The sequence below is a fragment of the Winogradskyella sp. genome (assembly GCF_965228925.1).
In the GTDB taxonomy this organism is placed as follows: domain Bacteria; phylum Bacteroidota; class Bacteroidia; order Flavobacteriales; family Flavobacteriaceae; genus Winogradskyella.
Map to the genome: position 1 here is coordinate 3,782,423 of NZ_OZ245845.1, position 11,477 is coordinate 3,793,899.

Sequence of the window (11,477 nt, forward strand, 5' to 3'; positions counted from 1 at the left end):
CTTCAGACTTCTAGCTTATTTTTCAATTTTTAAATCAGAAACCTGAACTGGTGGAATTTCCAACTTGTTCATGAGCTCTGGTGTTTTGTTATACAATAATTGTATGATTCTATGTGGTGCAAATACATAGCGTTGTCTAAATGTATTTCCCCATTTCTGAAAGATGCGCTTATTAAAAAAGCTGCCTTCCTTAAATTCGCTTTGCGAACTTAGTTCATCAACTTTAAATGATATCACATAAGATTCAAGCGGTATGGTCTTTTTTGAAATACCATCTAAAATCGCATGTGTCAATTCATTCTCATCTTTAGCAAATACATTGTGAATAGGGCCCAAATCCACACGCCTAATTAACTTCGGCAATACTTTTGGCAATCGTTTATCAATCGCATAAGCCATCGTGTCTAAAGCCATTTCACGATCTGATGTGTTTTTTAAAACACTGTATATGTCTTCTTTATACCCTTGTACATCCCGCCCATCATAATCGAAATACATGTAGCAAATAAAAGGTCTGTTATGCGTAACGTCATAAAAGCTCCAACTGACCAAATACTCCGCAGACGATCCTTTTGGGGCGTCAATAATCTTACCTTGAACAAAACGATTAAAAATATATTCTTTTCTCGCAGAGGTATAGTAAACGATAGAGGCCGCCTGGAATAGCTTACGCTTAGAGATGGGCTGCTTTTTTCGCATTAAGGTATCTAAAAATTCATCCTTAAGGACATCAATATCCGTAAGTCTACTCAGGAATTCTTCTCTTAGTTCTAAATCATTGAATAAGTAGCGGAACTCCAGATAATTTGGAAAACTGGAATCTGTTAAATCCACTTTCATATTCTCATCATCATCGTACATGTATTTGACGCGCATTGCCTCAATTGAATACAGCAGCAAATCCGTATATTGCTTGAATAGCAAAATTTCTTGCTGATTGAGTATTTGTTTGGCTTGAACAGCGGTTATGAGTTCTTTGAGCGAAAAATCTATCATCTTATGATAGAACACATACTGCTCCTTAGAATCTAGAGTTGCTGAATCTAAAGGTGTTACAATCATGGCCTAGCTAGCAGTTTGCAGTCACAATATTCTATAGTGTTATAATTAGGGCCCAATACTGATTACTGATTACTGAATACTGTTTACTGATTACTGATTACTTATATTACGACAATAAGTCGTCATCATTTGCTTCTGGTATAGGTTCGCCTTCAGACTCACCGCCATCGCTAGGAGCATTAGGATCGGCATTATAGTATTCGTTAAAAATCTCTTTCATATCGATACCGTAACGATCTGCAAAGTTTTTCTGAATTTCTGCATCTTTAGACCTGATATCCTTAAGTGCTTCCGCATAGCTGCCATAAATGCCTTGCATCACTTTTTCGTGTACTGGAATATTATCCATCATTTCCTGACGTGCTTTAGCACTCGCTGTATGCATCGCAGCTAAAGTTTCTCCAATATGCTCATCGGTTTTTACACCTAAATGTTCTAAAATTGCGGCAAACTCTTGGTCTGTGCGCGCTTTTAAGGCCACAACATAACCGTCATAATATTTTAAACGCTCATCGGTATCCGATTTAAGCTTAGCACGATGGGTCTGTAAATTACTTCGTAATGACGTTAGTACTTTAATTGTTAAGTTATGCTTATGGACAAAACTATCTTTAGAAGCGGCTAATGTGGTGTAAGCATTTTTAAGACCTTCTAATTCCTCTACCTTTTGTTCAAGTTGTGTAACCTTCTCTAAAGCTTCGGAATACTCGGGAGATTGTTTATCGGCAACTTCCTCTAAGGCTTGTCGTGCCTGTTTTAACAAGGCATATTGCTCTTCGAGTCTGGCTTCTACCTCTTCTTTCTTCTGAAGGGCCTTAGTGTGGTTATTACTGGCTTCAACGATCGCTACTTTTAAGCTCTCCTCAACTTCTTTGATTTCGAGTTCTCTGTCTTTAAGACGCTTAATGGCAGCTTGACTTTTAAATGATAATTCATTTAACAAGGTTTGTACATCTGCTGTTTCGATACGTTGCTGAAACATCGCCTTAGCTTTATTGTCTGCTCCATCACGTTGCTTTTGGGCAGCCGCCAACTCATCTTCAGCTTTTTTGATTTTGCTTTTACGTCCCCAGAGGTTATTCCACCAAGTGTCTGGCTTTGCTTTGGCATCTTCCAGTTCAACTCTGGCGCGTTCTAATCGCTTAACGGCATCATCAATGATTTTTTGTTCTGCAGCATTAAGAGCAGAAAACCCTTCGAACATAATGCCAACCTCATCCTGATAGTCGGTTAAGTCCTTAATGGCATCCAAAAGGGTGGTTCTATCCTTCTCTGCCATATCCACAACATTATCCAATGTCGCATTTAAAATTTTCTGACGACTCTCGGGATCATCTTCTTGAGCTAATTTGGACTTCATTTGGTCTATGGCTTTTCCCCAGTTGACCTCTACTTTTTCAGCTTTTTCTTGCGAGTTAGTCTCTAATAAATCAAAATCATCAGACATGTTGTATTGTGTTATTTAGTTGAACAATTTTTAGGATAAGCAATTTCGGTATTTTTTTTAAGACTATAAAACCTTTACCACCAAATTATAGGTAGCACTTGTCATAAAATTGTTACACTATTTTAAATGTTCTCGATTGTTGAATAGTTTTAGATACCAATGAAAAAATAAAACTTCTAAAATCGACCATAATGCCTGTTATATTACAACCAGATCTTATTGTAAAATACCAAAAAAGAATACGGATTTATCGACAGATCAATCTTTTAAAGTCATTTCTGTAGTCTATTGTTAACAAATTCTATGATTCTGTCGAAATACGCAATTTATTGTGGGAATCGCCTTTTCTAAATGTTAAATTTTTAAGTTGTTAACAACTTGAGAAAAGCTGTCTTTTGGCCGAAAACACTGCGTTTTGTCGGATATTTGATTCATTTTAACGATAAAATTGTTCACAATAAAACGGTAAATTATTTAAAATTAAGTATTTGGCTAAAGTTTTTTTTCTATATTAGCACCATAGAACCCAAATCTTACAGTATTAATCATGCTTAATAGACTGATCCCCAAGGCTTTGATTGTCACTACCACGCAGTTAACTATGATTCTAATAGCCGTAGCATCCATATTCCTCGTTTTTATCATCATTGCTATTATTAAGATGTATAAATTAAAAGCGGAAAACAAGAAATTAATGGAGACGAATGCTTTTAAAGATTACGAAGCAACAGACAAAGAGTTTACGGGTCATTTGTACGGAGATAATTAAAAAAGAATAAAGAAATATATAATAAAAAAGCCTGCAGTTGCAGGCTTTTTTATTGTTTTAGAATTGATTTTATCTCACTAACTTTTTGTATTTAATACGTTTAGGCATAAGATCACCACCTAATCTTTTCTTCTTATTTTCTTCATAGTCGCTATAGCCCCCTTCAAAGAAATAGACTTGGGAATTACCTTCAAAAGCAAGGATATGTGTACAGATTCTATCTAAGAACCATCTGTCGTGACTAATCACCACAGCACAACCCGCAAAATTCTCTAAACCTTCCTCTAAGGCTCTTAATGTATTGACATCTAAGTCGTTGGTAGGCTCATCTAAAAGTAACACATTACCTTCTTCTTTGAGTGTCATGGCTAAGTGCAAGCGATTTCTTTCACCACCAGATAATAGTTTGACTTTCTTGTTTTGCTCACTTCCAGAAAAATTAAATCGACTCAAATAAGCCCTAGAATTTACCTGTCTTCCTCCCATCATCACCAACTCTTGCTCGTCGCTGAAGTTTTGCCAAATCGTCTTCTCGGCATCTATATTAGCATGCTTTTGGTCGACGTAAGCAATCTTTGCTGTATCTCCAACCTTAAATTCACCTTTATCTGGTGTTTCTTCACCCATGATCATTCTAAATATAGTGGTCTTACCTGCGCCATTTGGCCCAATAACACCGACAATACCTGCTTGTGGCAAATTAAAATTTAAATCATCATACAGTAACTTATCATCATAAGCTTTTGCGACTCCAATAGCTTCAATAACATTAGTCCCTAAACGTGGCCCATTAGGAATATAGATTTCTAATTTTTCATCGAGCTGTTTTTGGTCTTGGTTCATCAGTTTGTCATAATTCTTCAAACGTGCTTTTTGCTTTGTTTGACGACCTTTGGCGCCTTGTCTTACCCATTCCAACTCGCGTTCTAATGTTTTTTGACGCTTTGATGCTGATTTGCTTTCTTGAGCCAGTCTTTTGGCCTTTTGGTCTAGCCAAGATGAATAATTCCCTTTCCAGGGAATACCTTCTCCTCTATCGAGCTCTAAAATCCAACCCGCCACATTGTCCAAGAAATACCTATCGTGCGTTACTGCGATAACGGTTCCTTTATATTGAGCCAAGTGATGCTCGAGCCAATGTACGGACTCCGCATCTAAATGGTTAGTCGGCTCATCTAAAAGTAGTACATCAGGTTCTTGAAGCAACAAACGACACAAAGCTACGCGACGTCGTTCACCACCAGAAAGTACACTAATTTTTTTATCACCATCAGGAGTGCGTAAGGCATCCATAGCGATTTCAAGTTTTGTATCGAGCTCCCAAGCATTTGTGGCGTCAATTTGATCTTGAAGTTCTGCTTGGCGATTCATCAACTTTTCCATTTTATCTGGATCGCTATAGACTTCCTCTAGACCAAATTGTTCGTTGATGCTATTATACTCGTCAAGAATAGCGACCGTTTCTGCAGCTCCTTCCTTTACAACATCCATGACTGTTTTATCGTCATCCAATTTTGGCTCTTGTTCCAAATAGCCCACAGAATAGTCTTGAGAAAACACCACATCGCCTTGGTAATTTTTATCGACTCCGGCAATAATTTTGAGCAAGGTCGATTTTCCTGAACCATTGAGGCCAAGGATGCCTATTTTGGCACCATAGAAAAAGCTTAAATAAATATTTTTGAGAACTGGTGTATTCGCTGATTGGAATGTCTTGGTAACTCCAGACATTGAAAAAATAACTTTTTTATCGTCGCTCATAATTATACACGTCCTTTTAAAGCATTAAACACCCAAGCAATGCAGAAAAAACCAAAACCTACTGCCGCAAAGCCCCATCCAGCGATTTCATCGTAACGAAAAGCCCCTAAAGCTATTAAACCTAGCCCTACAATGATCATAATGATGGTAGCCCAAGCTAACACCGTATTTTTATTCATTGCCATAAATATTGTCTTAAAATTAGTATAGTTAGTTGTGACAAATATCGTGAAATTAACCAAAAAAGCATTCTCATTTAAGAATGCTTTTAATTTAAAGGTATCCGTTTAAGTAATTTCACTAGTTCATAGGAACCTCGATAATGATCAAATCGGAGTCTTTATTCGCAGAGATTTCTACAACTTCAGCTTCAGAGATCCCAATTGCATCACGTCTGTTGAGTGTGGTTTCTCCCGCACTTATTTCTCCATCAGCAACAAATATATATAGCCCATTATTTTCAGATCTTAAATCGACATTTAGGCTGTGATTTGCTTCGAGTTGACTCCTGTAAATATAGGCTTGCTGACTAATCGGTAATGCCTCATCTTCTAGCTTATCTTTTGGAGCTACGACCGTTTGCAATTGATTCTTTTTACCTGAATCTGAGAATTTACGCTGTTCATAATTAGGTTTTACACTCATTTCTTCGGGAATAATCCAAAGTTGAAGAAAATTAACCGCATCGGTTGTACTATCATTAAATTCAGAATGTGTTAAACCAGTTCCGGCACTCATTACTTGCACTTCACCAACTTCAATGGCGCGCTTGTTGCCCATACTATCTTTATGGGAAAGTGCGCCTTTTAATGGAATAGAAATGATTTCCATATTTTGGTGCGGATGGGTTCCAAATCCCATTTCTGGTTGCACTATATCATCATTTAAGACACGTAACATGCCAAAATTTATACGTTCTGGATCTTGATATCCTGCAAAACTAAAGGTATGGTAAGATTTTAGCCATCCGTGGTCGGCGTAGCCTCGTGTATTTGCTTTGTGAATTATAGTTTTCATAGTCATTCTATTTTGAGTTATTCTTTGTTTTATAGTTTTAGCTTACAGGTAAAAATCCCATTTTACCCATTTGGTAATCGCGCATGGCTTCGAGCAATTCCGTTTGCGTATTCATGACATAAGGCCCATAAGTCGCTACTTCCTCATGAAATGGTTCGCCTGACAGAAACAATAGCAAACTATCAGCTTCCGCTTCGAGTGTAAAACCATCGCCATCTTGATTAAAATAAATCAATTGGTTTTCGTTCAATTGTAGAGTGGTTTCACCATTCACTTTTACTTTGCCTTTCAGCAGGTATAACATACCTTGATGAGCGCTTGAAAATCTAACGGTTTCCGTTCCACCTTCCTCAGCTTCAATCATAAACGCATTGACCGAGGTTTGAGTTATAATCTTGCCATTTTTCTCATGTAATGAGCCCGCTACAATTTTTGTTCTCACTTTATGGTCAATAGAATTAACCACTTCAAAGTCTTCACTTTTGGCGTGCTGATAATTGGGTTGTATCATTTTCTTCTCTGCAGGCAAATTCAACCATAATTGAATACCTTCTATAGTTCCGCCTTTGTTCACGAAGGCCTTGGTTGGTCCTTCGGAATGAATAATACCTCTGCCAGCAGTCGTCCATTGCACATCACCTGCTTTGACCACACTTTCATGACCAAGCGAATCGCGATGCAACTGCTCGCCTTGTACCAAAAACGTCACAGGTTCAAAGCCTCTATGAGGGTGCGGTCCTAAGTCAAAAGGATTACTTTCTGGGCTTATAGTATAAGGTCCATAGTGGTGTAACAATATAAAAGGATCAATCATCTCTATTTGTTGTGTTGGCAAGGGTTGACGTAGCCGTATGGGACCCATATTAACAAAGTCGCTACGCCCTACTCTTTTTATTGTGTTTGTTTTCATCTGTTTATTTTTATTTACAATATTTTCCATGGAAAATATCTAGTTAAAAAAATGCACTATCGCATTTTGTCCAAGAGATTGCTTAATTGTTCAGCTTCTTCTTCACTGATGTTTTTGAGCAACTCTTTATTTAAATTATTTGGTATGGATTTTAATAAATCTTTTCCTTCTTCGGTAATTACAATTTTAACGACACGCCTATCGTGTTCTGATGGCAGACGCTCAATATAATTTTTAGCACAAAGTTTATCCATTAGTCGCGTTGCGTTTGGTGAGCGCTCTAACATTCTATCTTTTATTGTTTGCACTTTTAACGGCTCACCCGCACCTCTTAATATTCTTAAGATGTTGTATTGCTGCGGTGAAATACCATAGTCCTTAAAAAATTCATTTTGGCAACTGTTAATCCAATTGGCTGTATAAATAATATTGAGTAAGGCCTTTACCCTATTATTTTCGAACTTTGAATTGATATCCTTTGCTAAATCTCCCATACTAAAACCGAACATCGTTATAGGCACTTCGCTTTCTAAAAACGGCATTGGCAAAAGGACAAAGTGGCATAATCTTTAGATGCTTTTCTCTCGCAAAGTTAACCGAAGCCTCGACCAACTTATAACCTACGCCTTGTCCCTTTAAAGACTCATCGACCTCTGTGTGATCGATAATAATCTTATCTGGACCTGCATAGCTATAGGTCATTAATCCTAATTTCTGACCGTCTACTTCATAGTAGAACTCGCCTTTCTTTTCATTTTCTGTCTGTTGAATAGTCATGACTACAAGCTTTCTTCAAATTGTTTAACTTCCTCTAAAAGTGTCGCACTCAATTCTGGATTTGTAATCTTTCCGTCTTGGAAATTAGATCCGAAGGTAGGCAAAGAAAATATACCAACGATATTGCCCCCCATATAAGGAAAACGTCCTTGAGCTATTTCTAATACCGTTGCTCCACCTCTGCCACCAGGAGATGCCGCCATTAATAACATAGGTTTATCACTCCAAAGCTTTTGATCGATACGAGACATCCAATCGAACATATTTTTAAATACCGTCGTATACGCTCCATTATGTTCTGCCAACGACATGACAATGCCGTCTGAATCCTTTATATAATTCAAAAACTGGTGGGCGCTATCTGGAATACCATGCTTTTTTTCGTGATCAATACCGTACAAAGGAAGATCAAAATCATTCAAATCTAAAACGGTGACCTCTGTATTATTAACTAGAGATGCGGCATAGGATGCCAATTGCTTATTCATTGAAGCTTTACTATTACTTCCTGCGAATGCTATTATTTTTTTCATTTTCAACTTATTCTTAATTAATAACTGCACAAATTTAGGAAAAATATATTTATTTTCCAAGGAATATAATTCCATGTAACTTATATTTAACGTTTCATTTAGAAAATAGCTTTAATATCTAATGGTATTGTTTCGTAAATTCGTACCAACTAAACCCGCATTAATGGATATTAAATTCAACAAAAACGAAGACCACAATAAACTATTACTTTCAGATTTAAAAAAACGACTAGCCAAAGTTAAACTTGGCGGTGGTGAAAAAAGTATTGAAAAACACCACAGCAAAGGAAAAATGACGGCAAGAGAGCGCATCGATTATCTTCTAGACCCTAAATCGAAGTCTATAGAGATTGGTGCTTTCGCCGGAGAAGACATGTATAAGGACTACGGCGGTTGTCCTTCTGGAGGTGTCGTTGTGAAAATAGGTTATATTAAAGGGAAACAGTGTATGGTCGTCGCCAATGATGCTACCGTTAAAGCTGGAGCCTGGTTTCCGATTACAGGGAAAAAGAATTTACGCGCCCAGGAAATTGCTATCGAAAACCGCCTGCCTATTATCTACCTTGTTGATAGCGCAGGTGTATTTTTACCCATGCAAGATGAAATTTTTCCAGATAAAGAACACTTTGGTCGTATTTTCAGAAACAATGCCGTGATGAGCAGTATGGGTATTACACAAATTGCTGCTGTAATGGGTAGTTGTGTTGCCGGTGGTGCTTATTTGCCCATTATGAGCGATGAGGCGCTTATTGTTGATAAAACAGGAAGTATCTTTTTAGCTGGAAGTTATTTAGTGAAGGCTGCCATTGGTGAAACCATAGATAATGAAACTCTTGGTGGTGCAACCACCCATTGTGAAATTTCGGGTGTTACGGATTACAAGGCAAAAGACGACAAAGATGCTTTGGATACGATTAAAAATATAGTAGATAAAATTGGTGATTTTGAAAAGGCGGGTTATAACCGCATCAAGGCTCAAAAGCCCAAGGAAAGTCCTGAAGATATCTACGGTATATTGCCCCATAGTAGAGCCGACCAATATGATATGAATGAGATCATTAAGCGATTGGTCGATAATTCCGAATTTGAAGAATATAAGGCAGGTTATGGACAAACCATCATCACCGGTTATGCGCGCATTGATGGTTGGGCCGTCGGTATAGTAGCCAATCAAAGACAAATTGTAAAGACCAAAGGTGCCAAAACCAAACCCAGCGAAATGCAGTTTGGTGGAGTCATTTATAATGATTCAGCGGATAAAGCCACACGTTTTATTGCGAATTGCAACCAGAAAAAGGTTCCACTAGTTTTCCTTCAAGATGTGACTGGTTTTATGGTCGGCAGTAAATCCGAACATGGCGGTATCATTAAAGATGGCGCCAAAATGGTAAATGCCGTCAGTAATTCAGTAGTACCCAAATTCACCATCGTTATTGGCAATAGTTATGGGGCTGGTAATTATGCCATGTGCGGTAAGGCTTATGACCCTCGGTTGATTGTGGCTTGGCCAAGTGCAGAGTTGGCTGTTATGAGTGGTAAATCGGCTGCCAAGGTATTACTTCAAATCGAAACGGCTTCTCTTAAAAAGAAGGGGGAAACCATTACCAAAGAAAAGGAAGAGGCCTTATTCAATAAAATAAAGTCGCGATACGATAATCAAGTATCACCGTATTATGCAGCGGCACGACTTTGGACCGATGCTATCATCGATCCTTTAGATACCAGAACTTGGATTAGCATGGGCATTGAAGCTGCCAACCATGCCCCTATTGAAAAACCTTTTAACTTAGGGGTTTTACAAGTTTAAAATGAAAGACCAAAACGTTCAAAAGCAGCCGCTCTATGCTATCATTTTATTGATCTTAGCAGCAGAGGCTGTTTTTATTTTACCCTTTGTTCTACAACGCATATTTAGAACCACATTTCTAGAATCTTTCTCTATTAATGACACTGAAATAGGCAGTTGTTTTGCAGCTTATGGTACTGTCGCCCTGGTCTCTTATCTCTTTGGTGGGCCATTAGCGGATAGATTTAAACCCAACCTATTAATGTCGGTTGCACTTATTCTAACAGCTTTAGGAGGATTCTATTTGGCGACCTACCCCGATCTTTACCGTCTGCATGTCCTCTACGGATTTTGGGGGTTTACAACGATATTCCTGTTTTGGGCTGCGATGATAAAAGCGACTCGCATTTGGGGAGGATCGGATAAACAAGGCATTGCTTTTGGTTTTTTGGATGGTGGACGCGGTTTGGTCGCTGCGCTTTTTGGGTCGGCAGGCGTCGTTATTTTTTCCTTATTTATTACAAAAGATATAGAACTCACTTCAATTGAGGAGCGACGCATCGCTTTTAAACAAGTGATTACCTACACCTCTATTGCCGTAATGGCTATTGGCTTAATCGTCTATTTCTTTTTAAATTTCTCAAAAACCGAAACTGTTGTTTCCGAAAAAACATCAAGACTTCTGACCTTAGAGAATTTTAAATTGGTTATAAAGTTTAGAGCTGTATGGTTGCTTATGATTATTATTCTATGCGCTTACTACGGCTATAAGATGACCGATCTTTTTAGCAAATATGCAGAACAGGTTATGAATTATAATAAAATTGAAGCTGCCAAGGTTGGTACTTATTTATTATACATGAGACCACTAATTGGTGTGGTTATTGGCTTACTTGCGGACAGAACCAGAGCTTCACTGTGGATTGTTATAGGGTTCTTGTTGATGACCATAACGAGTCTTATCTTTTACTCAGGGATCATAAATAATTCTGAAACGCTACTGTTTGTCTTATCCATAGGAACCATGGCGCTAGGAGTATACTCAGCCAGAGTCTTGTATTTTGCAACTCTTGAAGAAGCCAAAATACCTTTGGCTGTTACTGGAACCGCTATTGGTTTTATTTCCTTAGTGGGCTACACACCCGATATTTTTGCTGGTTTATTAATGGGTTATTTTTTAGATGCTAATGAAGGGGCTTTAGGTTTGCAACATGCCTTTGGTGTTATGGGGCTTTTTACCTTTGTCGGATTATTGGCCTCAGTCGCCTTTTACAAACATCAAAAAAACGCATCTTAATTTGCTAGAATTACCATCAAGGCCTCAATCGTCATCATGATTTGTATTGAAATTTTGATATTAAATACCATACAACTGTTAGATTTTCTTACATTTACCTTGATTTAAAAACCCTAAC

The 11,477-nt window shown here is 37.8% G+C and carries 12 protein-coding genes; 3 read left to right on the plus strand and 9 right to left on the minus strand.

The window, feature by feature from the left end; genetic code table 11:
• Window positions 1-15: 15 nt before the first annotated feature.
• The gene (locus tag ACO052_RS15670) at window positions 16-1,062 is read right to left on the minus strand and encodes a hypothetical protein (protein ID WP_422104733.1); all 1,047 of its coding nucleotides are present in this window, start codon (window positions 1,060-1,062) and stop codon (window positions 16-18) included.
• Between the two features lie 106 nt (window positions 1,063-1,168).
• Complete coding sequence (locus ACO052_RS15675) at window positions 1,169-2,509, minus strand: microtubule-binding protein (protein WP_422104734.1); 1,341 nt, start codon at window positions 2,507-2,509, stop codon at window positions 1,169-1,171.
• Window positions 2,510-3,056: 547 nt separating this feature from the next.
• Between ACO052_RS15675 and ACO052_RS15680 the strand changes: the two genes are divergently transcribed.
• Complete coding sequence (locus tag ACO052_RS15680) at window positions 3,057-3,278, plus strand: hypothetical protein (RefSeq protein WP_422104735.1); 222 nt, start codon at window positions 3,057-3,059, stop codon at window positions 3,276-3,278.
• A 69-nt stretch (window positions 3,279-3,347) separates the two neighbouring features.
• On the opposite strand, the gene ettA is transcribed toward ACO052_RS15680, so the two are convergent.
• From ettA to ACO052_RS15715, 7 genes are all read right to left on the minus strand, one after another.
• Window positions 3,348-5,039, minus strand: coding sequence for an energy-dependent translational throttle protein EttA (gene ettA / locus ACO052_RS15685; RefSeq protein WP_422104736.1), 1,692 nt, complete (start codon window positions 5,037-5,039; stop codon window positions 3,348-3,350).
• Window positions 5,040-5,041: 2 nt separating this feature from the next.
• On the minus strand, window positions 5,042-5,224 hold the full coding sequence (locus ACO052_RS15690; protein WP_422104737.1) for a CAL67264 family membrane protein: 183 nt from the start codon (window positions 5,222-5,224) through the stop codon (window positions 5,042-5,044).
• 115 nt (window positions 5,225-5,339) lie between these two features.
• On the minus strand, window positions 5,340-6,056 hold the full coding sequence (locus ACO052_RS15695; RefSeq protein ID WP_422104738.1) for a pirin family protein: 717 nt from the start codon (window positions 6,054-6,056) through the stop codon (window positions 5,340-5,342).
• A 37-nt stretch (window positions 6,057-6,093) separates the two neighbouring features.
• Complete coding sequence (locus tag ACO052_RS15700; RefSeq protein WP_422104739.1) at window positions 6,094-6,966, minus strand: pirin family protein; 873 nt, start codon at window positions 6,964-6,966, stop codon at window positions 6,094-6,096.
• Between the two features lie 56 nt (window positions 6,967-7,022).
• Window positions 7,023-7,460, minus strand: a complete 438-nt coding sequence (locus tag ACO052_RS15705) for a MarR family winged helix-turn-helix transcriptional regulator (RefSeq protein ID WP_422108072.1) — start codon at window positions 7,458-7,460, stop codon at window positions 7,023-7,025.
• A 1-nt stretch (window position 7,461) separates the two neighbouring features.
• Entirely contained in the window at window positions 7,462-7,743 is a 282-nt protein-coding gene (locus ACO052_RS15710; RefSeq protein ID WP_422104740.1) for a GNAT family N-acetyltransferase, read from the minus strand.
• A gap of 2 nt (window positions 7,744-7,745) precedes the next feature.
• A complete protein-coding gene (locus ACO052_RS15715) occupies window positions 7,746-8,276 on the minus strand; it encodes an NADPH-dependent FMN reductase (protein ID WP_422104741.1) in 531 nt (176 codons plus the stop codon).
• 163 nt (window positions 8,277-8,439) lie between these two features.
• Between ACO052_RS15715 and ACO052_RS15720 the strand changes: the two genes are divergently transcribed.
• Complete coding sequence (locus ACO052_RS15720; RefSeq protein ID WP_422104742.1) at window positions 8,440-10,083, plus strand: acyl-CoA carboxylase subunit beta; 1,644 nt, start codon at window positions 8,440-8,442, stop codon at window positions 10,081-10,083.
• A gap of 1 nt (window position 10,084) precedes the next feature.
• Window positions 10,085-11,359 (plus strand): MFS transporter, encoded by a 1,275-nt coding sequence (locus ACO052_RS15725; RefSeq protein WP_422104743.1) that lies wholly within the window; start codon window positions 10,085-10,087, stop codon window positions 11,357-11,359.
• Window positions 11,360-11,477 lie beyond the last annotated feature (118 nt).

Bases quoted from the DNA above. Each gene is read 5' to 3' on its own strand.
- ACO052_RS15695 (WP_422104738.1), bottom strand. From the start codon at position 6,056: ATGAAAACTATAATTCACAAAGCAAATACACGAGGCTACGCCGACCAC.
- ettA (WP_422104736.1), bottom strand. From the start codon at position 5,039: ATGAGCGACGATAAAAAAGTTATTTTTTCAATGTCTGGAGTTACCAAG.
- ACO052_RS15670 (WP_422104733.1), bottom strand. From the start codon at position 1,062: ATGATTGTAACACCTTTAGATTCAGCAACTCTAGATTCTAAGGAGCAG.
- ACO052_RS15710 (WP_422104740.1), bottom strand. From the start codon at position 7,743: ATGACTATTCAACAGACAGAAAATGAAAAGAAAGGCGAGTTCTACTAT.
- ACO052_RS15720 (WP_422104742.1), top strand. From the start codon at position 8,440: ATGGATATTAAATTCAACAAAAACGAAGACCACAATAAACTATTACTT.
- ACO052_RS15715 (WP_422104741.1), bottom strand. From the start codon at position 8,276: ATGAAAAAAATAATAGCATTCGCAGGAAGTAATAGTAAAGCTTCAATG.
- ACO052_RS15700 (WP_422104739.1), bottom strand. From the start codon at position 6,966: ATGAAAACAAACACAATAAAAAGAGTAGGGCGTAGCGACTTTGTTAAT.
- ACO052_RS15690 (WP_422104737.1), bottom strand. From the start codon at position 5,224: ATGGCAATGAATAAAAATACGGTGTTAGCTTGGGCTACCATCATTATG.
- ACO052_RS15680 (WP_422104735.1), top strand. From the start codon at position 3,057: ATGCTTAATAGACTGATCCCCAAGGCTTTGATTGTCACTACCACGCAG.
- ACO052_RS15725 (WP_422104743.1), top strand. From the start codon at position 10,085: ATGAAAGACCAAAACGTTCAAAAGCAGCCGCTCTATGCTATCATTTTA.
- ACO052_RS15705 (WP_422108072.1), bottom strand. From the start codon at position 7,460: ATGGGAGATTTAGCAAAGGATATCAATTCAAAGTTCGAAAATAATAGG.
- ACO052_RS15675 (WP_422104734.1), bottom strand. From the start codon at position 2,509: ATGTCTGATGATTTTGATTTATTAGAGACTAACTCGCAAGAAAAAGCT.